22 protein-coding genes are annotated in these 23,808 nt (G+C 72.7%); 17 read left to right on the top strand and 5 right to left on the bottom strand.

The features are described from left to right. The first annotated feature begins 55 nt into the window (after window positions 1-55). Window positions 56-1,039 (top strand): WD40 repeat domain-containing protein, encoded by a 984-nt coding sequence (locus tag ACIP2X_RS36495; protein ID WP_401682218.1) that lies wholly within the window; start codon window positions 56-58, stop codon window positions 1,037-1,039. 641 nt (window positions 1,040-1,680) lie between these two features. Here ACIP2X_RS36495 and ACIP2X_RS36490 read toward each other — a convergent pair. Next, the gene (locus ACIP2X_RS36490; RefSeq protein WP_401682215.1) at window positions 1,681-2,481 is read right to left on the bottom strand and encodes a TetR/AcrR family transcriptional regulator; all 801 of its coding nucleotides are present in this window, start codon (window positions 2,479-2,481) and stop codon (window positions 1,681-1,683) included. A gap of 90 nt (window positions 2,482-2,571) precedes the next feature. Between ACIP2X_RS36490 and ACIP2X_RS36485 the strand changes: the two genes are divergently transcribed. Next, entirely contained in the window at window positions 2,572-3,537 is a 966-nt protein-coding gene (locus ACIP2X_RS36485) for an ATP-binding cassette domain-containing protein (RefSeq protein ID WP_401682212.1), read from the top strand. Further along, entirely contained in the window at window positions 3,534-4,355 is an 822-nt protein-coding gene (locus tag ACIP2X_RS36480; protein ID WP_401682209.1) for an ABC transporter permease, read from the top strand. Before ACIP2X_RS36485 ends, ACIP2X_RS36480 begins: the two co-directional genes overlap by 4 nt. Window positions 4,356-4,441: 86 nt before the next feature. On the opposite strand, the gene serC is transcribed toward ACIP2X_RS36480, so the two are convergent. Further along, on the bottom strand, window positions 4,442-5,560 hold the full coding sequence (gene serC, locus ACIP2X_RS36475; protein WP_401682206.1) for a phosphoserine transaminase: 1,119 nt from the start codon (window positions 5,558-5,560) through the stop codon (window positions 4,442-4,444). A 202-nt stretch (window positions 5,561-5,762) separates the two neighbouring features. Between serC and ACIP2X_RS36470 the strand changes: the two genes are divergently transcribed. The 3 genes from ACIP2X_RS36470 (at window position 5,763) to ACIP2X_RS36460 (ending at window position 7,437) form a co-directional block, all read left to right on the top strand. Next, window positions 5,763-6,734: an EamA family transporter gene (locus ACIP2X_RS36470; protein WP_401682203.1), complete on the top strand. Its 972-nt coding sequence runs from the start codon at window positions 5,763-5,765 to the stop codon at window positions 6,732-6,734. An 86-nt stretch (window positions 6,735-6,820) separates the two neighbouring features. After that, window positions 6,821-7,183, top strand: a complete 363-nt coding sequence (locus ACIP2X_RS36465) for a DUF6247 family protein (protein ID WP_401682201.1) — start codon at window positions 6,821-6,823, stop codon at window positions 7,181-7,183. Next, window positions 7,180-7,437: a hypothetical protein gene (locus tag ACIP2X_RS36460; protein WP_401682198.1), complete on the top strand. Its 258-nt coding sequence runs from the start codon at window positions 7,180-7,182 to the stop codon at window positions 7,435-7,437. Before ACIP2X_RS36465 ends, ACIP2X_RS36460 begins: the two co-directional genes overlap by 4 nt. On the opposite strand, the gene ACIP2X_RS36455 is transcribed toward ACIP2X_RS36460, so the two are convergent. Together ACIP2X_RS36455 and ACIP2X_RS36450 are read right to left on the bottom strand one after the other, a co-directional pair. Further along, window positions 7,418-7,636, bottom strand: coding sequence for a DUF397 domain-containing protein (locus ACIP2X_RS36455; protein ID WP_401682195.1), 219 nt, complete (start codon window positions 7,634-7,636; stop codon window positions 7,418-7,420). The genes ACIP2X_RS36460 and ACIP2X_RS36455 overlap by 20 nt on opposite strands. Beyond that, window positions 7,596-8,483, bottom strand: coding sequence for a helix-turn-helix domain-containing protein (locus tag ACIP2X_RS36450; protein ID WP_401682192.1), 888 nt, complete (start codon window positions 8,481-8,483; stop codon window positions 7,596-7,598). Before ACIP2X_RS36450 ends, ACIP2X_RS36455 begins: the two co-directional genes overlap by 41 nt. A 78-nt stretch (window positions 8,484-8,561) precedes the next feature. Here ACIP2X_RS36450 and ACIP2X_RS36445 point away from each other — a divergent pair, with 78 nt between their 5' ends. The 8 genes from ACIP2X_RS36445 to ACIP2X_RS36410 all read left to right on the top strand — a co-directional run bounded on the left by ACIP2X_RS36445 (window position 8,562) and on the right by ACIP2X_RS36410 (window position 18,673). Beyond that, a complete protein-coding gene (locus ACIP2X_RS36445; RefSeq protein WP_401682189.1) occupies window positions 8,562-9,356 on the top strand; it encodes a TIGR03084 family metal-binding protein in 795 nt (264 codons plus the stop codon). Next, entirely contained in the window at window positions 9,353-11,032 is a 1,680-nt protein-coding gene (locus ACIP2X_RS36440) for an acyclic terpene utilization AtuA family protein (RefSeq protein ID WP_401682186.1), read from the top strand. The genes ACIP2X_RS36445 and ACIP2X_RS36440 overlap by 4 nt, the downstream gene beginning before the upstream one ends. Beyond that, window positions 11,029-12,627 carry an acyl-CoA carboxylase subunit beta gene (locus ACIP2X_RS36435; protein ID WP_401682183.1) on the top strand — a complete coding sequence of 533 codons (1,599 nt, stop codon included), beginning with the start codon at window positions 11,029-11,031 and terminating at the stop codon, window positions 12,625-12,627. Before ACIP2X_RS36440 ends, ACIP2X_RS36435 begins: the two co-directional genes overlap by 4 nt. A 6-nt stretch (window positions 12,628-12,633) precedes the next feature. Beyond that, complete coding sequence (locus tag ACIP2X_RS36430; protein ID WP_401682180.1) at window positions 12,634-14,475, top strand: acetyl/propionyl/methylcrotonyl-CoA carboxylase subunit alpha; 1,842 nt, start codon at window positions 12,634-12,636, stop codon at window positions 14,473-14,475. Window positions 14,476-14,556: 81 nt separating this feature from the next. Continuing rightward, the gene (locus ACIP2X_RS36425) at window positions 14,557-15,717 is read left to right on the top strand and encodes an acyl-CoA dehydrogenase family protein (protein WP_401682177.1); all 1,161 of its coding nucleotides are present in this window, start codon (window positions 14,557-14,559) and stop codon (window positions 15,715-15,717) included. A 21-nt stretch (window positions 15,718-15,738) separates the two neighbouring features. Then, window positions 15,739-17,307: a 4-coumarate--CoA ligase family protein gene (locus ACIP2X_RS36420; RefSeq protein ID WP_401682175.1), complete on the top strand. Its 1,569-nt coding sequence runs from the start codon at window positions 15,739-15,741 to the stop codon at window positions 17,305-17,307. Beyond that, window positions 17,304-18,038, top strand: a complete 735-nt coding sequence (locus ACIP2X_RS36415) for an enoyl-CoA hydratase family protein (RefSeq protein WP_401682172.1) — start codon at window positions 17,304-17,306, stop codon at window positions 18,036-18,038. The genes ACIP2X_RS36420 and ACIP2X_RS36415 overlap by 4 nt, the downstream gene beginning before the upstream one ends. Further along, a complete protein-coding gene (locus tag ACIP2X_RS36410; protein WP_401682169.1) occupies window positions 18,026-18,673 on the top strand; it encodes a TetR/AcrR family transcriptional regulator in 648 nt (215 codons plus the stop codon). Before ACIP2X_RS36415 ends, ACIP2X_RS36410 begins: the two co-directional genes overlap by 13 nt. A 30-nt stretch (window positions 18,674-18,703) precedes the next feature. Here the strand turns inward: ACIP2X_RS36410 and pdxH are convergent, their stop codons facing one another. Beyond that, entirely contained in the window at window positions 18,704-19,378 is a 675-nt protein-coding gene (gene pdxH / locus ACIP2X_RS36405) for a pyridoxamine 5'-phosphate oxidase (RefSeq protein WP_401682166.1), read from the bottom strand. A gap of 400 nt (window positions 19,379-19,778) precedes the next feature. Between pdxH and ACIP2X_RS36400 the strand changes: the two genes are divergently transcribed. From ACIP2X_RS36400 to ACIP2X_RS36390, 3 genes are all read left to right on the top strand, one after another. Then, the gene (locus ACIP2X_RS36400; protein ID WP_401682164.1) at window positions 19,779-20,879 is read left to right on the top strand and encodes a citrate synthase 2; all 1,101 of its coding nucleotides are present in this window, start codon (window positions 19,779-19,781) and stop codon (window positions 20,877-20,879) included. A gap of 301 nt (window positions 20,880-21,180) precedes the next feature. Continuing rightward, window positions 21,181-22,017, top strand: a complete 837-nt coding sequence (locus ACIP2X_RS36395; protein ID WP_401682162.1) for a GNAT family N-acetyltransferase — start codon at window positions 21,181-21,183, stop codon at window positions 22,015-22,017. Between the two features lie 158 nt (window positions 22,018-22,175). After that, window positions 22,176-23,624, top strand: a complete 1,449-nt coding sequence (locus ACIP2X_RS36390) for a PAS domain-containing protein (RefSeq protein ID WP_401682159.1) — start codon at window positions 22,176-22,178, stop codon at window positions 23,622-23,624. The last annotated feature ends 184 nt before the right edge of the window (window positions 23,625-23,808 follow it).

Raw genomic sequence — 23,808 nt, 5'->3', positions numbered from 1 at the left:
GGTGTGAGGCCCGCCACCCCGGTGAAAAGCCTGACGGGATGGCAGTCTTGGGGGCATGCGCCGCTCCCTCGCCCTCCTCGCCGCTGCCCTCCTCGCGGGCGCGCTCACCGTGCCGACCGCCTCCGCAGCCGACGGCGACGAGGGGTTCACGATCAAGGACCCGCGCATCACCGAGTCCAGCGGCCTCGCCGCGTCCCGGCAGCACCCCGGGATCTACTGGACCCACAACGACAGCGACGACGGCGCCTATCTGTACGCCGTGGACAGCGCGACCGGCGAGACCGTCGCCACCCTCACCCTGACCGGCGTCGGCCGCCCCCGTGACGTCGAGGCCGTCTCCATCGGGCCCGGCGACCAGATCTACGTGGGCGACATCGGCGACAACCTCGGCGGCACCTGGGACCACGTCTGGATCTACCGGCTGCCCGAGCCCAAGGAGCTGAAGGACCAGACCCTGCGGGCCACGCAGTACGTCGTCAAGTACTCCGACGGGGCGCGGGACGCCGAGTCGCTCGTGGTCCACCCGAAGACGGGGCGGGTCTACGTCATCGACAAGAACGAGGCCGGCGGGCACCTGTACGAGGGCCCGGCGCAGCTGTCCTCGTCCGGCACGAACGTCTTCGAGCCCGTCGCCGCCGTCCCCGACCTGGAGGCCACCGACGCGGCGCTCTCCCCGGACGGCGAACGGCTCGTCGTACGCAGCTACTTCGGCTCGCTCGCCTACGACTGGAACGACGGCCGCATCAAGCGCACCGGGCGGCTCGGCGTGCCGTCGCTGGGGCAGGGCGAGTCGGTGACGTACACGGCCGACGGGACGAAGGTGATGTTCGGCAACGAGGGCGCCGGCAGTTCGGTGGAGCCCCTGGACGCCCCCGGCGGCTCCGCGGCGGACGGATCCGGCAAGTCCCCCTCCCAGGAGGGCGGTTCCGCCGCCGGCAACAGCGAGGACGGCGGCATCTCCGTCGGCGGCGGGGCCGTCGCCGTGGCCGTCGCGGGCGCCCTGATCCTCGCCCTCAGCCGCCTACGCCGCCGCCGCTAGCCCGCCGGCGGCTGCCCTGCGCACGCGCCGATGCCGCTGAGCCGGTCACGCCGCCCGGGGGCTGCCGAGTCCGTCGTGCCCGCCGAGCCGGTGCTGCCCGCCGAGAGCGCTGAGCCCGTCGCGCCCGTTGCGCCGCCCGGGGGCCGCTGAGCCCGTCGTGCCGGTCACGCCGCCCGGGGGTTGCCGAGTCCGTCGTGCCGGTCACGCCGCCCGGGGGTTGCCGAGTCCGTCGTGCCGGTCACGCCGCCCGGGGGCTGCCGAGTCCGTCGTGCCCGCCGAGCCGGTGCTGCCCGCCGAGGGCGCTGAACCCGTCACGCCCGTTGCGCCGCCCGGGGCTTGCTGAGTCCGTCGTGCCCGCCGAGTCGGTGATACCCGCCGGGGGCGCTGAGCGTGTCCCGCCCGCTGAGCCCTTGGCGCCCACCGAGGCCGTCGCGGCGGCCGCGCCCGTTGAGGCCGCTCAGGCGCCGAGGCCGTTGTGGCCCTCGGGCCTGTAGGGCCCGGCTGACCCCAACGGTCGTCGAGGCAGCCGCGATGGCCGTGTCCGGCGCGCCTGTCGCGGTTGCCGCGCTCGGCCCGTCGCGGCCGTGGAGCCCGCCGTGTCCGCCGCGCCCTGTCGTGGTTGCCGCGTCCGGCGAGGCGATTCAGCTCCCCGGCGCTGATGAGTTCGGCGGGGCCGGCGTGGTCCGGCGGGCGGTTACCAGGGTTTCCAGGCCGTCCAGGATGCGTTGGAGGCCGAACTCGAAGTGGTCGAAGTCGGGGCCCCAGGTGTTCTCGTCCAGGGAGGCCATGACCGGGTAGCGGCCGCTGGCCATGACCTTCTCCAGGACCGGTACCTGCGCCTCCCAGAACTCGGCGTCGGTCAGGCCCGTCCGGTGCTCCGCCTCCTCGTGGTGCACCTGGGTGCGGGCGGCGCCGACGACGTAGGAGTCGACGAGGACGATCGCCGAGACGAGCTCGCGGTCGGCGAGGCCCATCGGGCGGATCCGGGTGAGGACCTTCTCCATGCCCTCGATGGCGGCGGGGCCGAGGATCGGGCGCGACTGGTTGACCTGGAGCAGCCAGGGGTGGCGGCGGTAGAGGTCGAGCGTGGCGCGCCCCAGCGCCTCCAGGGCGCCGCGCCAGCCGCCGTCGCCGAGACCGGCCGGTTCGTCGGAGGGGCGCTGCACGCGGTCCAGCATCAGGTCGAGCAGCTCACCCTTGCCGGGGACGTAGCGGTACAACGACATCGCGCCGGTGCCCAGTTCGGCGGCGACGCGCCGCATCGACACCGCGTCCAGCCCCTCCGCGTCCGCGACCCGGACGGCGGCTTCCACGATCCGGTCGAGCGTCAGGCCCGGCTTGGGTCCGCGACTGGGCCGCCGGCCGGTGTCCCACAGCAGTTCCAGGGTCCGCTGGATGTCGCCGCTGCCGCTGGTCTCGGTGCCGCCCTTGCCGCTCGTCATACGGCTCAGTCTAGGCGTCGGAGCGAAAACTGGGTACGACGTACGCGTAATCGGGTACGCTGTACCCAGTTAAGAGGAGAAGGGGGACCCATGAGCGACGGATACGCCGTACGGGCCGAGGGCCTGGAGAAGCGCTACGGCGAGAAACGCGCCCTGGACGGCTTCGACCTGACGGTGCGTGAGGGCAGCGTGCACGGCCTGCTCGGCCCGAACGGCGCCGGCAAGACCACCGCCGTCCGCATCCTGTCCACGCTGCTGCGGCTGGACGGCGGACGGGCGACGGTGGCCGGGCTGGACGTGGCCCGCCAGGCGCGCGAGGTGCGGGCCCGGATCGGGCTCACCGGGCAGTACGCGGCGGTGGACGAGGTGCTCACCGGCCGGCAGAACCTGGAGATGTTCGGCCGGCTGTTCCATCTGGGCGGCAAGCGGGCGAAACTGCGCGCCGCCGAGCTGCTGGAGCAGTTCGACCTGACCGACGCCGGCGACAAGGGCGTGGGCGACTACAGCGGCGGCATGCGGCGCCGCCTCGACCTCGCCGCGTCGATGATCCTGGCCCCCGCGGTCCTCTTCCTCGACGAGCCGACGACGGGCCTCGACCCGCGCAGCCGCGGCGAGGTCTGGGAGTCGGTCCGGGAACTGGTCGCGGGCGGCACGACCGTGCTGCTCACCACCCAGTACCTGGAGGAGGCCGACAAGCTGGCCTCCCGTGTCACCGTCATCGACCAGGGGCGCGCCATCGCCGACGACACCCCGGACGGGCTGAAGAACCTGATCGGCGGCGACCGGATCGAGGTCGTGGTCGCCGAGCGCTCGGACATCACGCGGGCGGTGAAGGTGGTCGCCCGGGTCTCCGACGGCGAACCGGAGACGGACGAGGCCGAGTTGCGGGTGCACGCCGCCGTCACCGACCGAGTGACCGCGCTGACGGAGGTCGCCCGCACCCTCCAGGACGAGGGCGTCCGGGTCGAGGACATCGGGCTGCGCAGGCCGAGCCTCGACGACGTCTTCCTGCGTCTGACCGGACACCGCACGGAAGCGAAGGAGCCCGCCGCATGAGCGCCGTCGACCTGGCCGGCCCGGCCCCCCGCGGACGGACGTACTGGCTGCTCGCCGACTGCTGGAACATCGTCCGCCGCGGCCTGACGCACTACCGGCGCCAGCCGGTCAACATCGCCTGGCAGCTGGGCTTCCCGATCCTGTCGGTCCTGCTGTACGGCTATGTCTTCGGCAGCGCCATGAAGGTGCCCGGCGGCGGGGACTACAAGGACTTCCTGATGCCGGGCATGTTCGTGATGACGATGGCGTTCGGCTTCATCAACACCGCCACGGTCGTGGTGTACGACTCCACCAAGGGCGTCATCGACCGGTTCCGCTCGATGCCGATGGCCTCCTCCGCGGTGGTCGCCGGGCGCGGGGTGACCGATCTGATCGTGGCCTGCGCCGAGTTGGCCATCATGATGCTGACCGCGCTCGCCATGGGCTGGCGGCCGGACGGCGGGCCGGGCTTCCTCGCCGCGTTCGGGCTGCTGCTGTGGCTGCGGTTCGCGCTGATCTGGATCGGCGTCTGGCTCGGTCTGCTGGTGCCCAACCCGGAGGCGGCGGGCGGGCTGTTCGCCGTGGCCTTCCCGCTGACGATGATCTCCAGCATCTTCGTCGCCCCGCAGCTGATGCCGGACTGGCTGGGCTGGGTGGCCGCGTGGAACCCCATCTCCTCCACGGCCGCGGCGACCCGTGAGCTGTTCGGGACGCCGGTCGGCGGGGGCGGCTCCTGGATCGAGCAGCACGCGCTGCTGATGGCGGGGGTGTGGCCGGCGGTGCTGACCCTGATCTTCCTGCCGCTCGCGGTGCGCCGCTTCCGGAAGCTGAGCAAGTAGGCCGCCGGAGCTACGGCAAGGGGCCCGGAGCGTGACGCTCCGGGCCCCTTGCCCTGCCTGGTGCCGCGTACGCCGCGTGCGTACGGCTACAGCTGCTCGATCACGTGGTCGACGCACTTCGTCAGCGCCTCGACGTCCGCCGGGTCGATCGCCGGGAACATCGCGACCCGGAGCTGGTTGCGGCCGAGCTTGCGGTAGGGCTCGGTGTCGACGATGCCGTTGGCGCGCAGCACCTTGGCGACCTCCGCGGCGTCCACCTCGTCGGTGAAGTCGATCGTGCCGATGACCTGCGAGCGCTTGGCCGGGTCGGCGACGAACGGGTTGGCGTACTTGATGTCCTCGGCCCAGCCGTACAGCGTGCGCGCGGAGGTCGCCGTACGCCGCACCGCCCAGTCCAGTCCGCCCTGGCCGTTCAGCCACTCCAGCTGCTCCTTCAGCAGGAACAGGGTGGCCAGTGCCGGGGTGTTGTACGTCTGGTTCTTGCGGGAGTTGTCGATCGCCGTCGGCAGGCTGAAGAACTCCGGCACGTGCCGCCCGGACGCGTGGACGCGCTCGGCGCGCTCGATCGCGGCGGGGGAGAAGACGCCGATCCACAGTCCGCCGTCGGAGGCGAAGGACTTCTGCGGGGCGAAGTAGTAGACGTCGGTCTCGGCGATGTCGACCGGCAGACCGCCGGCGCCGCTCGTCGCGTCCACGAGGACCAGCGCGCCCTCGTCGGCGCCGGCCACCCGCCTGATGGGCATGGCGACACCGGTCGAGGTCTCGTTGTGGGTGAACGCGTAGACGTCCACGCCCGCGGCGGCCTGCGGCTCGGGGTGCGTGCCCGGGTCGGCGGTGATGATGTCGGGCTCGGCGAGCCACGGGGCGAGCTTGGCGGCCTTGGCGAACTTCGAGCTGAACTCGCCGAAGGACAGGTGCTGCGACTTGTTCTCGATCAGGCCGTGCGTCGCGATGTCCCAGAACGCGGTCGAGCCGCCGTTGCCGAGGATCACCTCGTAGCCGTCGGGGAGCTGGAACAGCTCTCGGATGCCCTCGCGGACCGCCCCGACCAGGTTCTTGACCGGGGCCTGCCGGTGGGAGGTGCCCAGGAGGGACGTGCCGGTCGCGGCGAGGGCGTCCAGCGCCTCCGTCCGCACCTTGGAGGGACCCGCGCCGAAACGACCGTCCGCGGGCTTGATGTCAGAGGGAATCCGGATCTCAGCCACGAGGGGAGACTAGCCGCTGGGGGAAACCTGGTCGAAGCGTCGTCCGTCGGATGAGACGGCGTTTCGCGCGGGCGGCCCGGGAGGGCACAGTGGTCAGTGGCAAACCGAGTTCACACGCCTGACCGAGTCCATTACCCTGGACTGGTCAGTACAGCGAGGTGAACGTTCCCCGTCTTCGTCCCCCGTCCTTTGGAAGGCCCTCGTGAGCACGCCCAGCGCCACCCCCTCGTCCCCGGCGACGACCCCGTCCGCGCCGACCGCGACGGGCGCGCCCTCGCCGGTCCAGGGGCGGCAGGGCGGCCGCTTCGGCGACTCCCTCGGCCCGGTCGGGCTGGTGCTGGCGGGCGGTCTGTCGGTGCAGTTCGGCGGCGCCCTCGCGGTCAGCCTGATGCCGCGGGCCGGCGCGCTCGGCATCGTGAGCCTGCGACTGGCGGTGGCCGCGATCGTGCTGATGCTGGTGTGCCGGCCACGGCTGCGCGGGCACTCCCGCACCGACTGGGGCACCGTCGTCGTCTTCGGCATCACCATGGGCGCGATGAACGGCCTCTTCTACCAGGCCGTGGACCGCATCCCGCTGGGCCCGGCGGTCACCCTGGAGGTGCTCGGCCCGCTCGCCCTGTCCGTCATCGCCTCCCGGCGCGCCGTCAATTTCGTCTGGGCGGGCCTCGCCCTGGCCGGCGTCTTCCTGCTCGGCGGCGGCACCTTCGACAGCCTCGACCCGGTCGGCGCGGCCTTCGCGCTCGGGGCCGGCGCGATGTGGGCGGCGTACATCCTCTTCAGCGCGCGTACGGGCCGCCGCTTCCCGCAGGCCGACGGGCTGGCGCTGGCCATGGTGGTGGCGGCGGTGCTGTTCCTGCCGCTGGGCGTCGCGGAGTCGGGCACGAAGCTGCTGGACCCGGAGATCCTCGCGCTCGGCGCGGCCGTCGCGCTGCTGTCCTCCGTCCTGCCCTACACCCTCGAACTCCTCGCGCTGCGCCGCCTGCCCGCGCCCACGTTCGCCATCCTCATGAGCCTGGAGCCCGCCATCGCCGCGACGGCCGGCTTCCTGGTCCTGGACCAGGCCCTGACCGCCATGGAGGCCGCGGCCATCGCCCTGGTCATCGCGGCGAGCATGGGCGCGGTACGCACCCAGGTGAGCCGCCGCAAACGCCCACTGACGGCAACACCTTCCTGACGCTCGGGACGGCGCGCCGGGGAGCTCGGGGGCTAGAGTCGGATTCGTGACCGGCGATGCGCCGGGGACACGAAGGGAACGTCAGCATGAGCGTGCAGCACACCGAGACAGCCGGTGACGGACCGCTGATCCCGCGCCCGGAGCGGACGCCGGATGCCCTCCGCGCGGCATGTGCCGTGGTGGCCCCACAGCTCCTGCCTGCGTATGACCAGGCCAAGGACAAGGCCCTCGCCGAGGCGGTGGAGCATGGCTCTCTGGCCCCCGTGCACGCCTGCCTGCGGCACTGGTCCGCGCTGATCGAGATCGAACGCCACCCTGGGACGGCGAAGGAATATCACCGGGCCGAGTACCTCGCGCAACTCGCGGGCTCGCACCAAGAGGCCCGCGAGCACCTGAGCGTTGCCGCCGGAATCTATCGGGGTGCGGCTGCCGCGGTGGCCGGGGAGTGAGCTGGAGTTGGGAGTACGTCCCTGACGAGGAGACGGTCGCGTCCGGTGCGCCGCCGGCCTTCCTCGCCGAGGTCGAGAAGAAGGCCGACGAACTCGTCCGGGCAGCGGAAGCGCTTCACCTCCACGGTGCGACGTGGCAGGGTGCGGACGAAGGCGCGAGGCATGCGTTTGTCGCCGGCGGCTTCTTCGTCTACATGATCACGCCGCGCGCGGAACTCGTCACCATCTGGCAGGTCACGCCCGACCCGTTGTGATACCTACCTGCGAGAGCGCGGCCACGAAGGCGGTGAACGCGTGCGCGCCGAGGGTGAGGGTGCCGTGGGTGGGGTTCTTGGAGTCGCGGACGGCGATGTGCGCGCCGAGGTCGGCGACTTCGACGCACTCCCCGCCGCTGCTGCCGCTGTACGACGACTTACGCCACGGTGCTTGAGTCGCGGTCAGGCTGCTCTTCATAGCGTTCCTCCATCACGCGGGCGATCAGGACGGCCGAGTCCCTCGGCGAGAGGGCGGTGGCCTGCAAGCGAGCGTATCCGACGGAACGTTCCCTGATCACTTGCGGATTGGCCGTCATGTGCCCCTGGTCGTAGCTCTCGCTGTAGTGCAGGTCCGGATCGCTGTCGAACCGAAGGAGCGTGAACGAGCCCATCATTCCCGTGTGCTCACCCGACGAGAAGGGCAGCACCTGGATCTCCAGCCAAGGTTGGCCGACGAGGCGCGACAGGCGGGCGAGTTGCTCCCGCATCACCGTGCGGCCGCCGATCTCCCGATGCAGCACGGCCTCGTCCAGAACGACCCACAACACGGGCGGCTGCTCGCGTTCCAGGATGCGCTGGCGATCCAGCCGTGCCGCCACCATCTCGTCCAGATGTTGCGTGTGGTCGACGCTCAGAACGGCTCGTGCGTAGGCCTCCGTCTGCAGGAGCCCGTAAACCAACTGGCACTGATACGTCGAGATGTACGCCGCCTTCCCCTCCATCTCCGCGTACGGCTGGAACCACCCCGGCAACTGGCTGCGCAGCACCAACCCCACCAGCCGCGAGAACAACCCGTCCGTCCCCAGCGCGGCGTCCACCCGTTCGGAGAAGTCCCGTTGGGGGACCTTCGCCGCCGTCTCGATCTGCCCGATCAGCGACCCGGTGCAGAACACGATCGAGCCGAGCTGCGCCAGTGTCAGTCCCGCCGCCTCCCGGCAACGCCTGAGCTCATAGCCGTAGTAGTCCAACGGCGACGCACTCGGGTCCAGTTCACGGCTCCGCACACCGACCACCTCCCATGACGGAGAGTAGCCAAGGATGCGCACACGGGCACCGAAGTCCGTGAAATAAAATCATGCAAGCGTGCTTGATTTGTTCCGGCGTCGCTGCCACGCTCCTGCTTCATGGCCGACCCCACCCCCGTCTTCGACGACCTGCGTGCCGAAAGCGACGAACTCGACCGTCTCGTCGCCGACTTGCCGCCGCACCGCTGGACGTCGCCGACGCCCGCACCCCGCTGGACCGTCGCCCACCAGATCGCCCACCTCGCCTGGACCGACCGCTCCGCCCTGCTCGCCGTCACCGACGAGGACGCGTTCCGGGCGCTGGTCGAGAAGGCCCTCGCCGCGCCGGACTCGTTCGTGGACGACGGCGCCGACGAAGGGGCGCGGCTGGCGCCCGCCGAGCTGCTGGCGAGCTGGCGGCAGGGGCGTGCCGCCCTCGACGCGGCGCTGCGCGCGTCCCCGCCCGGTGCCCGTTTCCCCTGGTACGGCCCGCCGATGTCCGCCGCCTCCATGGCCACCGGACGGATCATGGAGACCTGGGCCCACGGCCAGGACATCGCCGACGCCCTCGGGGTCGAACGCGCCCCCACCGACCGGCTGAAGCACGTCGTCCGCATCGGCGTCCGCGCCCGCGACTTCGCCTTCGCCGCCCACGGCCTGCCCGCGCCCGGCGAGGAGTTCCGCGTCGAACTGTCCGCCCCGTCGGGCGAGGTGCTGACGTACGGGCCCGAGGACGCCGCCCAGCGTGTCATCGGATCCGCGCGAGACTTCGCGCTCCTGGTCACCCAGCGCGCCCACCGCGACGACCTGGACGTGCGCGCCGAGGGCGCGGACGCCGACCGCTGGCTGGACATCGCCCAGGCCTTCGCGGGCCCGCCCGGCGACGGCCGTCCGCCGAAGGGGGACGCCCGGTGACCCTGCGCATCGGCAACGCGTCCGGCTTCTACGGAGACCGCTTCGACGCCATGCGCGAGATGCTCACCGGCGGCGAACTCGACGTCCTCACCGGCGACTACCTCGCCGAGCTGACCATGCTCATCCTGGCCCGCGACCGGCTGAAGGACCCCGGGGCCGGCTACGCCCGTACCTTCCTGCGCCAGCTGGAGGAGTGCCTCGGCCTCGCCCACGACCGAGGGGTGCGCGTCGTCACCAACGCCGGTGGCCTCAACCCGGCCGGGCTCGCGGACGCCGTGCGGCACCTGGCCGACCGCCTCGGCATACCCGTGCGGGTCGCGCACGTCGAGGGCGACGACCTCACCGCCGCCCACCCGGGTGCGCTGGCCGCCCACGCCTACCTCGGCGGCTTCGGCATCGCCGCCTGCCTGCGGGAGGGCGCCGACATCGTCATCACCGGCCGGGTGACCGACGCGGCGCTGGTGACGGGGCCGGCCGCCGCGCACTTCGGCTGGGGGCCCGGGGACCACGACCGCCTCGCCGGCGCCGTCGTCGCCGGTCACGTCCTGGAGTGCGGCACCCAGGCCACCGGCGGCAACTACGCCTTCTTCGGCGCCCGCCAGGCGGATCTGCGCCGCCCCGGCTTCCCTCTCGCCGAGATCCACGCCGACGGCACCGCCGTCATCACCAAGCACCCCGGCACCGGCGGCTTCGTCGACGTCGGCACGGTCACCGCCCAGCTCCTCTACGAGACCGGCGCCGCCCGCTACCTCGGCCCCGACGTCACCGCCCGCCTCGACACCGTCCGCCTCACCCAGGAGGCCCCCGACCGGGTCCGTGTCGAGGGTGTGCGCGGCGAGGCCCCGCCCCCCACGCTCAAGGTCGGCCGCAACCGGCTCGGCGGCTTCCGCAACGAGGTCACCTTCGTGCTGACCGGCCTCGACATCGAGGCCAAGGCCGCCCTCGTCCGGCGGCAGATGGCGGACGCCCTCGCCAAGTCGCCGCCCGCCGAGGTCCAGTGGGACCTCGTGCGCACCGACCGTCCCGACGCGGGGACCGAGGAGACGGCCAGCGCCCTGCTGCGTCTCGTCGTGCGCGACGCCGACCAGGAGGCCGTGGGCCAGGCCCTCGGCGCCGCCGCCGTCGAACTGGCCCTCGCCAGCTACCCGGGCTTCCATGTGCTGGCGCCCCCCGGGAAGGGCACCCCCTACGGGGTCTTCGAGGCCGTGCACGTCCCCCAGGACGACGCCCCGCACACGGCGGTCCTGCACGACGGACGCCGTCTGCCCGTGGACCCGCCGCGGGAGACCCTCGTACCGGAACCCGTCGAGGCAACGCCGCTGCCCGCGCCGCTTACGGCCGGCCCGACCCGCAGCGCCCCCCTCGGTCTCGTCGCCGGAGCCCGCAGCGGCGACAAGGGCGGCGACGCCAACGTCGGTGTGTGGGCGCGCACCGAGGAGGCCTGGCGGTGGCTCGCCCACGAGCTGACCGCCGACCGCTTCCGGCAGCTGATCCCCGAGGCCCGCCACCTGCCCGTCACCCGGCACGACCTGCCCCACCTGCGCGCCCTCAACTTCGTCGTCGAGGGCGTCCTCGGCGAGGGCGTCGCCGCGCAGGCCCGCTTCGACCCGCAGGCCAAGGCCCTCGGCGAATGGCTGCGCTCCCGCCACCTGGACATCCCGGAGGCCCTGCTGTGACCGTCCTGACCTCCGCGCTCGACCCCACGAGCCCCGAGTACCGGGCCAACCGCGACGCGATGCTCGCCAAGCTCGCCGACCTCGACGCCGAGCACGCCAAGGCCCTCGCGGGCGGCGGCGAGAAGTACGTCGCCCGGCACCGCGGGCGCGGCAAGCTCCTCGCCCGCGAGCGCATCGAACTGCTCCTGGACCCCGACACGCCGTTCCTGGAGCTGTCCCCGCTCGCCGCCTGGGGCAGCGACCACACCGTCGGCGCCTCGCTCGTCACCGGCATCGGCGTGGTCGAGGGCGTGGAGTGCCTGATCACCGCCAACGACCCGACCGTACGGGGCGGCGCCAGCAACCCGTGGAGCCTGAGGAAGGCCCTGCGCGCCAACGACATCGCCCTCGCCAACCGCCTGCCCTGCATCAGCCTGGTGGAGTCCGGGGGCGCCGACCTGCCCTCCCAGAAGGAGATCTTCATCCCCGGCGGGGCCATCTTCCGGGACCTCACCCGGCTGTCGGCGGCCGGCATCCCGACCGTCGCCGTCGTCTTCGGCAACTCCACGGCCGGCGGCGCGTACATCCCCGGCATGTCCGACCACGTCATCATGGTCAAGGAGCGCGCCAAGGTGTTCCTCGGCGGCCCGCCCCTGGTGAAGATGGCCACCGGCGAGGAGAGCGACGACGAGTCCCTCGGCGGCGCGGACATGCACGCGCGCGTCTCCGGTCTCGCGGACTACTTCGCCGTCGACGAACCCGACGCGCTCCGCCAGGCGCGGCGCGTCGTCGCCCGCCTCAACCACCGCAAGGCGTACGAGGATCCGGGTCCGGCCGAGCCCCCCAAGTACGACCAGGACGAACTGCTCGGCATCGTCCCCGGCGACCTGAAGGTGCCCTTCGACCCGCGCGAGGTCGTCGCCCGGCTCGTCGACGCCTCCGACTTCGACGAGTTCAAGCCGCTGTACGGGACCAGCCTGGCCACCGGCTGGGCGACCCTGCACGGCTACCCCGTCGGCATCCTCGCCAACGCCCAAGGGGTGCTGTTCAGCGAGGAGTCGCAGAAGGCGGCCCAGTTCATCCAGCTCGCCAACCAGCGCGACATCCCGCTGCTCTTCCTGCACAACACCACCGGCTACATGGTCGGCAGCACCTACGAGCAGGGCGGCATCATCAAGCACGGCGCGATGATGATCAACGCGGTCGGCAACTCCAGGGTGCCCCACCTGTCCGTCCTGATGGGCGCCTCCTACGGCGCCGGCCACTACGGCATGTGCGGCCGCGCCTACGACCCGCGCTTCCTCTTCGCCTGGCCCAGCGCCAAGTCGGCCGTCATGGGCCCCCAGCAGCTCGCGGGCGTGCTGTCCATCGTCGCCCGCCAGTCCGCCGCCGCGAAGGGACAGCCCTACGACGACGAGGCGGACGCCGCCCTGCGCGCGATGGTCGAGCAGCAGATCGAGTCGGAGTCCCTGCCGATGTTCCTGTCCGGGCGCCTGTACGACGACGGCGTCATCGACCCGCGCGACACCCGAACCGTCCTCGGCCTGTGCCTGTCCGCGATCCACACCGCCCCCTACGAGGGCGTGCGCGGCGGCTTCGGCGTCTTCCGGATGTGAGGCCCAGTGATCACCACCGTTCTTGTCGCCAACCGGGGCGAGATCGCCTGCCGGATCTTCCGCACCTGCCGTGAGCTCGGCATCCGCACCGTCGCCGTGCATTCGGACGCCGACGCGAGCGCCCTGCACACCCGGGTGGCCGACGCCGCCGTACGGCTGCCGGGAGCGACGCCCGCCGAGACGTATCTGCGCGCCGACCTGATCGTCAGGGCCGCCCTCGCGTCCGGCGCCGACGCGGTCCACCCGGGCTACGGCTTCCTCTCCGAGAACGCCGACTTCGCGCGCGCGGTGCGGGGCGCGGGGCTGGTGTGGATCGGCCCGCCCCCGGCAGCCATCGAGGCCATGGCGTCCAAGACCCGCGCCAAGGAACTCCTCGGCATCGCCCCCCTGCGGGAGGTCACCGAGACCGACCTCCCGGTCCTGGTCAAGGCGGCCGCGGGCGGCGGCGGACGCGGCATGCGCGTCGTACGGCGCCTCGCGGACCTCGACGCCGAGCTCACCGCCGCCCGCGCGGAGGCGCTCGGAGCCTTCGGCGACGACGAGGTGTTCGTCGAGCCGTACGTCGAGGACGGCCGGCACGTCGAGGTGCAGATCCTCGCCGACACCCACGGCACGGTGTGGGCCCTCGGCACCCGCGACTGCTCCCTCCAGCGCCGCCACCAGAAGGTGATCGAGGAGGCCCCGGCACCCGGCCTGTCCGAGGCGCTCGCGCAGGAACTGTGCGCCCTGGCGGTGCGCGCCGCCCGCGCGGTCTCCTACGTGGGCGCCGGGACCGTCGAGTTCCTGGTCGCGGACGGCCGCGCGCACTTCCTGGAGATGAACACCCGCCTTCAGGTCGAACACCCGGTGACGGAGGCGGTGTTCGGGGTCGACCTGGTCGCCGAGCAGATCCGTGTCGCGGAGGGCCACGCCCTCGAGGCGGAACCGCCGCCCGCGCGCGGCCACGCCGTGGAGGCCCGCCTCTACGCCGAGGACCCGTCGCGGGACTGGGCCCCGCAGACCGGCACCCTCCACCGCCTCGACGTCCCCGACGGCATCCGCCTGGACACCGGCTACACCGACGGCGACGACATCGGCGTCCACTACGACCCGATGCTCGCCAAGGCCGTCGCCCACGCCCCCACCCGCGCCGAAGCCGTCCGCAGACTGGCCGGTGCCCTCGAACGCGCCACGGTCCACGGCCCGGCCACCAACCGTGACCTCCTGGTCCGCTCGCTGCGCCACAAGGAGTTCACGACCGCCCGCATGGACACCGGCTTCTACGGCCGCCACCTCCAGGAGCTCACCGAACCGGCCCCCGACCCCCACGCCCCGCTGGCGGCCGCCCTCGCCGACGCCGCGGGCCGCGGCCGCTTCGGCGCCTGGCGCAACGTCCCCTCGCAGCCGCAGACCAAGCGCTACCTGATGGCCGGCGAGGAACACGAGGTCCACTACCGGCACACCCGCGAGGGCCTGACCGCGGAAGGCGTCCGCGTCGTCCACGCCCGCGCCGACGAGGTCGTCCTCGACGTGGACGGAGTGCGGCGGAAGTTCGCCGTCGCACGCTACGGCGACCAGGTCCACGTCAACGCCACCCGCCTCACCGCCCTGCCCCGCTTCCCCGACGCCACGGCCCAGCACGCTCCGGGCTCCCTCCTCGCACCGATGCCGGGAACCGTCGTCCGCGTCGCCGAGCAACTGGCCGAAGGCGCCACCGTGACGGCCGGACAGCCCCTGATCTGGCTGGAGGCGATGAAGATGCAGCACCAGATCTCGGCACCGGCCGACGGCACACTCACCGCACTGCACGCCAAACCGGGACAGCAGGTGGAGCCGGGCTTGCTGCTGGCGGTGGTGCAGCCGACCTAAGGGGCGCGGGGCTGCATCAAATATGCGGCTCCGCCGCGTGAGCGCGAGCAACCATCCACCACTCGCACCCGGGAGGACCGCATGACCCCCACGATCGAATCCGTAGAGCACAAGGCCCTTCGAGAAGCCGTCGCCGCCCTCGGCAAGCGCTACGGCCGCGAGTACCTCACCAAGACGGTCGCCGAAGGCAAACCCCTCACCGAACTCTGGCTGGAGGCGGGCAAACTCGGCTACCTCGGCGTCAACCTCCCCGAGGAGCACGGCGGCGGAGGCGGCGGCATCTCCGAACTCGCCATCGTCCTGGAGGAACTCGGCGCGGCCGGCAGCCCCCTGCTCATGCTCGTCGTCTCCCCGGCGATCTGCGGCACGGTGATCGCCCGCTTCGGCACCGAGGAGCAGAAGCGCGACTGGCTCCCGGGACTCGCCGACGGTACCCGCCTCATGGCCTTCGGCATCACCGAGCCCGACGCCGGCTCCAACAGCCACCGCATCACCACCACCGCCCGCCGCGACGGCGCCGACTGGCTGCTGACCGGCCGCAAGGTGTTCATCTCTGGCGTCGACATGGCCGACGCCGTCCTGATCGTCGGCCGCACCGCGGACGCCCGTACCGGCAACCTCAAACCCTGCCTGTTCATCGTCCCGACCGACGCCGACGGCTTCCACAGGCGCCCCATCGACATGGAACTCAACGCCGCCGAGAAGCAGTTCGAGCTGACCCTGGACGACGTCCGCCTGCCCGCCGACGCGCTCGTCGGCGACGAGGACGCGGGCCTGCTGCAACTCTTCGCCGGGCTCAACCCCGAACGCATCATGACCGCCGCCTTCGCGATCGGCATGGGCAGGTACGCGCTCGCCAAGGCCCTCGACTACGCCCGCGAGCGCACCGTCTGGAAGACGCCCATCGGCGCCCACCAGGCCATCGCCCACCCCCTCGCGCAGGCCCACATCGACCTGGAACTGGCCCGCCTGATGACGCAGAAGGCGGCCCACCTCTACGACGCCGGCGACGACATCGGCGCCGGTGAGGCCGCCAACATGGCCAAGTACGCGGCGGGCGAGGCCTGTGTGAAAGCCGTCGACCAGGCCGTGCACACCCTCGGCGGCAACGGCCTCACCCGCGAGTTCGGCCTCGCCTCACTGATAACGGCCGCGCGCGTGGCTCGTATCGCACCGGTGAGCCGGGAGATGATTCTCAACTACGTGTCCCACCAGACCCTCGGCCTGCCCAAGTCGTACTGAGCCGCACCGCTTGGAGGAACCGTGTTCCGCAGCGCGTACGCCGACGTCCCGCCCGTAGAACTCCCCATCCACGAAGCCGTCCTGGGGCACGCCGCCGACTTCGGCGACCTGCCCGCCCTCGTCGACGGCACCGACGGCACCACCCTCACCTACGAGCAGGTGGACCGCTTCCACCGGCGGATCGCCGCCGCGCTCGCCGAGGCCGGCGTCCGCAAGGGCGACGTCCTCGCCCTGCACAGCCCGAACACGATCGCGTTCCCCACCGCGTTCTACGCCGCCACGCGCGCGGGTGCCGCCGTCACCACCGTGCACCCGCTCGCCACCGCCGACGAGTTCGCCAAACAGCTGCGCGACTCCGCCGCCCGCTGGATCGTCACCGTCTCCCCCCTGCTGGAGACCGCCCGCAGAGCCGCCGAACTCGCGGGCGGCGTTCGGGAGATCTTCGTCTGCGACAGCGCCCCCGGCCACCGCTCCCTGGTCGACATGCTCGCCTCCACGGCCCCCGAACCGCAGGTCGCCCTCGACCCCGCCGAGGACGTGGCCGCCCTGCCGTACTCCTCCGGCACCACCGGCATCCCCAAAGGCGTGATGCTCACCCACCGCCAGATCGCCACCAACCTCGCCCAGCTCCAGCCGGCGGTCTCCGCGGGCCCCGGCGACCGCATCCTCGCCGTCCTGCCCTTCTTCCACATCTACGGCCTCACCGCCCTCATGAACGCGCCCCTGAGAGTCGGCGCCACCGTGGTCGTACTGCCCCGCTTCGACCTGGAGCAGTTCCTCGCCGCCATCCAGAACCACCGCATCACCGGCCTCTACGTCGCCCCGCCCATCGTGCTCGCCCTCGCCAAGCACCCCGCGGTCGCGCAGTACGACCTGTCGTCCCTCAAGTACGTGATCAGCGCCGCCGCCCCCCTCGACGCGCACCTCGCCGCCGCCTGCTCCCAGCGGCTGAACCTGCCGCCCGTCGGCCAGGCCTACGGCATGACCGAACTCTCCCCCGGCACCCACGTCGTCCCCCTCGACGCCATGGCCGACGCCCCGCCCGGCACCGTCGGCCGGCTCGTCGCCGGCACCGAGATGCGCATCGTCTCCCTCGACGACCCCGGCAAGGACCTCGGCACCGGCGAACCCGGCGAGATCCTCATCCGCGGCCCCCAGGTCATGAAGGGCTACCTCGGCCGCCCCGACGACACCGCCGCGATGATCGACAGCGACGGCTGGCTGCACACCGGGGACGTCGGACACGTCGACGCCGACGGCTGGCTCTTCGTCGTGGACCGCGTCAAGGAGCTCATCAAGTACAAGGGGTTCCAGGTCGCCCCCGCCGAACTGGAGGCCCTGCTCCTGACCCACCCCGGCATCGCCGACGCCGCCGTCATCGGCGTCCGCGACGAGGACGGCAACGAGATACCCCGCGCCTACGTCGTCCGCCAGCCCACCGCGCCCGACCTCACCGCGAACGACGTCATGATGCACGTCGCCGAACGCGTCGCCCCCTACAAACGCGTCCGCCAGGTCACCTTCGTGGCCGGCGTCCCCCGCGCCGCCTCCGGCAAGATACTGCGCCGCCAACTCCGGGAGAACGCGTGACCCTGATCGGCCGCAACCGCACCCGGGGAGTCGAGACCCTCACCCTCGACTCCCCGGACAACCGCAACGCCCTCTCGGCCGCCCTGGTCGGCGAGCTCGCCGCCGCGCTCGCCGACAGCGGCAAGGACGACGACGTCCGCGCCGTCCTGCTGACCCACACCGGCAACACCTTCTGCGCCGGCGCCGACCTGCGCGACCCACCCGACCCGGACGCCCTCGTGCACCTGCTCCGGCAGATCACCGAGCTGCCCCGCCCCGTCGTCGCCCGCGTCACCGGACACGTCCGCGCCGGTGGCCTCGGCCTGCTCGGCGCCTGCGACATCGCCGCCGCGTCCACCACCGCCACCTTCGCCTTCACCGAGGTACGCATCGGCGTCGCCCCCGCCGTCATCTCCCTGCCGCTGCTGCCCCGCACCGACCCGCGCGCCCTCGCCCGCTACTACCTCACCGGCGAACGCTTCGACGCCGCCGAGGCCGCCCGCATCGGCCTGCTCACCGCCGCCGGCGACGACGCCGACGCCGTACTCGAACCGATCCTCGACGGCCTGCGGCGCTCCTCGCCCCAGGCCCTGGCCGAGACGAAACGGCTGCTCACGGCTAAGGTGCTGCAGACATTCGACCGGGACGCGGCCCAGCTGACCGCCCTCTCGGCCCGGATGTTCGCCTCCGCCGACGCCCGCGAGGGCATGACAGCCTTCCTCGAACGACGGGATCCCCCATGGGTGCTGTGAACCCGGCCGGCGCGGCCGGCACGGTCACATCGGTGACCGCGGGCGACCGCGCCGACCGCGTGCCCAAGCAGGACCGCAGCCGGGCCACCCGGCAGCGGCTCCTGGAAGCCGCCGTGGCCTGCCTCGCCGAACACGGCTGGGCGGGCTCCACCGTCACCGTCGTCGCCGAACGCGCCGGCGTCTCCCGCGGCGCCGCCCAGCACCACTTCCCCACCCGCGAGGACCTCTTCACCGCCGCCGTCGAGTACGTCGCCGAGGAGCGCTCCGGCGCACTGCGCGCCCTCTTCCCGCAGGGCGCCGCCGGCGACCGCCGCGCAGTGGTCCGCGCCCTCGTCGACCTCTACACCGGCCCGCTCTTCCGCGCCGCCCTCCATCTCTGGGTCGCCGCCTCCGACGAGGAGCAGCTCCGGCCCCGCGTCACCGAACTGGAGGCCCGCGTCGGCCGCGAGACCCACCGCATAGCCGTCGACCTCCTCGCCGCCGACGAGACCCGCCCCGGCGTCCGCGAGACCGTCCAGGGACTCCTCGACATGGCCCGTGGCCTCGGCCTCGCCAACCTGCTCACCGACGACGCCGGACGCCGGGAGCGGGTCGTGGCCCAGTGGGCCGCGTTGCTCGACGAGGCGCTCGGCTGACCCGGGAGCGGATCCCCGGGACCGGCGACCTCAGGGGCTGAGCCGCTCCACCCGCCAGCCGCCGTCGGCCACCGCCGTGTACCGGAGACGGTCGTGCAGACGGTTCTCGCGGCCCTGCCAGAACTCCACCGTCCGCGGCACCACCCGGAAACCGCCCCAGTGCGGAGGCACGGGGACCTGCTCGCCCTCCGGGTAGCGGGCCGCGAGGTCCGCGTACGACGCGTCCAGCTCCGTACGCGAGGCGATCACCGACGACTGGGCGCTCGCCCACGCACCGAGCTGCGAACCGTGCGGACGGGTACGGAAGTACGCGGCGGTCTCGTCCCGGCCGGTACGCCGTGCCCGGCCCGTCACGATCACCTGCCGGGCCATCGTGTACCAGGGAAACAGCAGCGAGACGTGCGGATTCTCGGCGAGGTCGCCGGCCTTGCGGGAGTCGTAGTTCGTGTAGAAGACGAACCCGGCCTCGTCGAAGTGCTTCAGCAGCACCGTCCGGGAGCTCGGCCGGCCCTCCGCGTCCGCCGTCGAGACCACCATCGCGTTCGGCTCGAACAGCCGCCCCTCCGTGGCGGCCTGCTGGAACCACCGCGCGAACTGCTCCACCGGCGTCGCGGCCAGCTCGGCCTCGGCCAGCCCCTCCGCCCGGTAGTGCTTGCGCATCGCGGCGGGATCCGGCTGGGCGGGGACGGCGTGTTCGTCGGTCACCCGGTCATCTTGCCGTATGCGGGGCGGGCCGCCGGCGGGGTGGCGCTCCGCACGCCCTGGCACCGGGTGCCGCCACCTCTCCCCAAGGCCGGCACCCGGGGATATCGTGCAGATGCCGATCCCGTTGGGTGACCGCACGCCCCACGGGGCATGACCCTCATGACCGCCCAGGACCGCGAGTCCGTAGCCGACCGTGGATCCCCCGGGCGATCACCGTTTCCCCACCCGGAACACGCTCACCACCAACCGCACAACCGGTCACCGGTCACCACCGGCCCTCCGGTCACAGCCGGCGAGCCGGTCACCACCGGTCACCCCGCCACACCCGCACACACACGGGGGTGCCGCACCACACCCGTGGCCCACAACCGCCTGCCGTACACATCCGAGGAGCCGCCTGATGTCCGACTTCGTACCCGGACTTGAGGGAGTCGTCGCGTTCGAGACGGAGATCGCCGAACCGGACAAGGAGGGCGGCGCCCTCCGGTACCGCGGCGTCGACATCGAGGACCTGGTCGGTCACGTCTCGTTCGGCAACGTCTGGGGCCTGCTCGTCGACGGTGCCTTCAACCCCGGCCTGCCGCCCGCCGAGCCCTTCCCCATCCCCGTGCACTCCGGCGACATCCGCGTGGACGTCCAGTCCGCCCTCGCCATGCTCGCCCCGGTGTGGGGCCTCAAACCGCTGCTGGACATCGACGCCGAACAGGCCCGCGAGGACCTCGCCCGCGCCGCCGTCATGGCCCTCTCCTACGTCGCCCAGTCCGCCCGTGGCCAGGGCCGCCCCATGGTCCCCCAGAGCGAGATCGACAAGGCCGGGACCGTCGTCGAACGCTTCATGATCCGCTGGCGCGGCGAGCCCGACCCCAAGCATGTCGCCGCCGTCGACGCCTACTGGACCAGCGCCGCCGAACACGGCATGAACGCGTCCACCTTCACCGCCCGGGTGATCGCCTCCACCGGCGCCGACGTCGCGGCGGCCCTGTCCGGTGCCGTGGGAGCAATGAGCGGCCCCCTGCACGGCGGCGCCCCCTCCCGCGTCCTCGGCATGATCGAGGAGATCGAACGCACCGGCGACGCCGAGGCCTACGTCAAGCAGGCCCTCGACAAGGGCGAACGCCTCATGGGCTTCGGCCACCGCGTCTACCGCGCCGAGGACCCCCGGGCCCGCGTCCTGCGCCGCACCGCCCGCGAACTCGGCGCCCCCCGCTTCGAGATCGCCGAGGCCCTGGAGAAGGCGGCCCTGGAGGAACTCCACAACCGCCGCCCGGACCGGATCCTGGCCACGAACGTCGAGTTCTGGGCGGCCATCATGCTCGACTTCGCCGAGGTCCCCGCCCACATGTTCACGTCGATGTTCACCTGTGCCCGCACGGCCGGCTGGTCCGCCCACATCCTCGAACAGAAGCGCACCGGCCGCCTGGTCCGCCCCTCGGCCCGCTACATGGGCCCGGGCCCCCGCGACCCCCGCTCCGTCGAGGGCTTCGACGACACCGCCCGCTGACCCCGCGAACGCAGACGACCCGCGAGTCTGGTTCCTCCAAGGAGGAGCCGGCCGGACGTACCGGCGACTCGCGGGTCGGGTGACTGCTCGGGATTGGGCCGGCTGCACGCGCCTTTCACGTGCGGGTCCGGCACCGCACAGAGTGTGGTGACGGGCCGCTAGCCCGCAGCCACCTCACGCGTCCGGTTTGCATACATCTGCCGAACCACCTCCCTTCTCGTGTACGCGCCACCTTAAGAAGCGTTCGGCGACCCATCAAGTGCTTTTTTCGAGAACCGCGCGAGGCGTTAGCGTTCTGCGCATGACAAAGCGGTGGGCTGTGCTCGGCGGGTCGGGGTTCGAGGAGTCGATCGGCTACGCGCGGGCGGTGGTCGACGGGGACCGGGTGCACGTGTCGGGGACGACCGGGTTCGACTACGCGACCATGGCGATCTCCGACGACGTCGTGGAGCAGGCCGAGCAGTGTCTGCGGAACATCGGCGCGGCGCTGGCGGCGGCCGGCTGCACGTTCGCGGACGTCGTGCGGGTGCGCTATCTGCTGCCGGAGCGAGCGGACTTCGAACCGTGCCGGCCGGTGCTGCGCCGGGTGTTCGGGCAGGTGCGGCCGGCCGCGACGATGATGGTGTGCGGGCTGGCGGACGCCCGGATGCGGATCGAGGTCGAGGTGGACGCGCGGCGCGGGCCCGTGGACGGGGTGCGGATCGAGGCCGCCGAGGGGGAGCGGATGCTGGAGCAGTGGCGCGACGTGCACAACACCGTGGTGCCGCCCGGCGCGCTGTCCCTGGACGAGGTGCGCGAGCGCGGCGGGCGGTACCGGCTGGAGAACGCCTACGTCGGTGAGGCGCTCGTGGGGTGCTCGACCGTGCGGCCCGCGGAGCGGGAGGGCGGCGCGGTGACGGTGATCGCCCGGGTGCTGCCGCAGTGGCGGGGACGCGGGGTCGGGCGGGTGCTCTACGACCATGTGCTCGGGCAGGCGCGTGACATGGGTGCCGGGGTGGTGGAGACCTGTGTGCTGGCGGCCAACGGCGACGGTCTGCGGTTCGCCGAGTCGCGGGGGTTCGTCGAGGTTGACCGGTATGTACTCCCGGGGGACCAGGACGAGTGGGTTGACCTGCGGCTTTCGGTCATCGAGAGTTAGCGGGCGGTTGTCCCTCGGTTGTGGTGCGGTTTCCGCCGCGCAACGATTCCCGCAATCTTGCGGGAACCATATGTGGGCTGCGTCACGTTCGAGTTGAATGATGGCAAGTGCACGAACCGACGCGCCGCTCGTGCTGACGCAGCCTGCAGGGGGTCCAGGTGAGTGCTTCCCGGCGTAGTGGGACCACGGACGAGCTCGGACCGGACGAGCCCGGTCCGGAGGGACCCGACGGTCCGCAGGGACCCGAGGGTTCGGACGGGCCCGAGGGCTCGGGTGGTTCGGATCTGCTTGCCGCCCTGTTGGACGGCATGGACGCGGCGCTGTGCGCCTTCGACGCCGACGGTGTCGTGACGCACTGGAACCGCGAGGCCGAACGCATCCTCGGCTGGTCGGCGGAGGAGGCGGTGGGCCGGCGCGGCTTCGCCGGATGGGCGGTGCGCAGCGCCGACGCCGAGGAGGTCGAGGGGCGGCTGCTGTCCGTCATGAACGCGCCGGGCCGCCAGGTGCACGAGTTCGCGCTGCTGACGAAGGACGGCGGACGGGTGCTCGTGCGGACGCAGTCGGCGGCGGTGCGGGGGCCGGACGGCAAGCCCGCGGGGGTGTACTGCGCGTTCAGCGAGGTGCACGCGCAGATCGATCTGGAGCGGTCGATCGCGCTGAGCGAGGCGTTGTTCGAGGACGCGAGCTGGGGTGTCGTCCTGGTCGACGCGGATCTGCGGCCCGCCGTGGTGAACGCGCACGCGGCCCGCGCGCTGGGCATCGGGCGTACGTCCGTGCTGGGGCGGCCGCTGGGTGAGCTGCTGGCGCAGGGCGTGGAGGAGCTGGAGAGCGCGCTCACGCATGTGCTCGGTGAGGGGGCGCCGCCGGCGCCGGCCGAGATCTGGGTGAGTGTGCGCACGCCGGAGGGCGAGAAGCGGCGTTGCTGGCGCAGTGGGTTCCTGCGGCTGGCCTCGCCGCTGGCGGAGGAGCCGGTTCCGCTCGGGGTGGGCTGGCTGTTCCAGGACGTGACGGAGGCCAAGCAGGGCGAGCAGGAGGCGGCGCTGCTGCGGTTCCGCAGCAATCAGTTGCACCGTGCGGCCCGTACGGCCGCCGACTGCGAGGACCCGGCGGAGGCGGCGACCGTCCACCTCGACTTCGCGCTGGCCGGTTTCGCGGACCACGCGTTGATCGACCGGGTCGCGGGCGGCGCGCTGTCCGACGGGGAGTCGGTCGGGCCGGTGCGGCTGGTCCGGGTGGCGGGCACGCCCTCGGGTGCGCCGGGGCCGAGTCTGCTCTCGGGGCAGGCGGGGCTGCCGACGCGGTACGGCGAGGGGCATCCGGCGTTGCAGTGCGTGGAGCGGATCGGCACCGTCCGGGCCAGCGTCGGCAGCGTGTCGGCCGAGCAGGCGCGCAACTGGGCGGAGTCCCGGCAGTGGCCGGCGGACTCCGTGCACGCGCTGTGCGCGGTGCTGCGCAGCCGGGGGCGGACGCTCGGGGTGGTGACGTTCCTGCGGGGCAGCGGGCGAAGCGCCTTCGAGCGCTCGGACACGGTGTACGCCGAGGACGTGGCGGTCCGCATCGCCACGGCACTGGACATGGCGGCCCTCCTACGAGACCACCAGACCTGACAGGACCCGGCTCCACCGGCCCACCGGACTGGACGCGGCCTGGGTCGCGCGAGGCCGCCCGGGGTGAGCGGTATGGGTCGCGGGTGAGGGTTCTGGGTCGCGCGGGGCTGGCCGGGGGCGCGGGGTCCGGGGTCGCTCGGGGGTGCGGGTCCCGGGAGCGAACGGAGCCCGTTCTCGAGCACGG

The sequence above is a fragment of the Streptomyces sp. NPDC089424 genome, assembly GCF_044749345.1.
Taxonomy (GTDB): domain Bacteria; phylum Actinomycetota; class Actinomycetes; order Streptomycetales; family Streptomycetaceae; genus Streptomyces.
This window is presented reverse-complemented; position numbering and strand designations above follow the sequence as displayed.

Bases quoted from the DNA above. Each gene is read 5' to 3' on its own strand.
- ACIP2X_RS36410 (WP_401682169.1), top strand. From the start codon at position 18,026: ATGGGTGCTGTGAACCCGGCCGGCGCGGCCGGCACGGTCACATCGGTG.
- ACIP2X_RS36490 (WP_401682215.1), bottom strand. From the start codon at position 2,481: ATGACGAGCGGCAAGGGCGGCACCGAGACCAGCGGCAGCGGCGACATC.
- ACIP2X_RS36395 (WP_401682162.1), top strand. From the start codon at position 21,181: ATGACAAAGCGGTGGGCTGTGCTCGGCGGGTCGGGGTTCGAGGAGTCG.
- ACIP2X_RS36465 (WP_401682201.1), top strand. From the start codon at position 6,821: ATGAGCGTGCAGCACACCGAGACAGCCGGTGACGGACCGCTGATCCCG.
- ACIP2X_RS36400 (WP_401682164.1), top strand. From the start codon at position 19,779: ATGTCCGACTTCGTACCCGGACTTGAGGGAGTCGTCGCGTTCGAGACG.
- ACIP2X_RS36425 (WP_401682177.1), top strand. From the start codon at position 14,557: ATGACCCCCACGATCGAATCCGTAGAGCACAAGGCCCTTCGAGAAGCC.
- ACIP2X_RS36480 (WP_401682209.1), top strand. From the start codon at position 3,534: ATGAGCGCCGTCGACCTGGCCGGCCCGGCCCCCCGCGGACGGACGTAC.
- ACIP2X_RS36485 (WP_401682212.1), top strand. From the start codon at position 2,572: ATGAGCGACGGATACGCCGTACGGGCCGAGGGCCTGGAGAAGCGCTAC.
- ACIP2X_RS36455 (WP_401682195.1), bottom strand. From the start codon at position 7,636: ATGAAGAGCAGCCTGACCGCGACTCAAGCACCGTGGCGTAAGTCGTCG.
- ACIP2X_RS36495 (WP_401682218.1), top strand. From the start codon at position 56: ATGCGCCGCTCCCTCGCCCTCCTCGCCGCTGCCCTCCTCGCGGGCGCG.
- ACIP2X_RS36445 (WP_401682189.1), top strand. From the start codon at position 8,562: ATGGCCGACCCCACCCCCGTCTTCGACGACCTGCGTGCCGAAAGCGAC.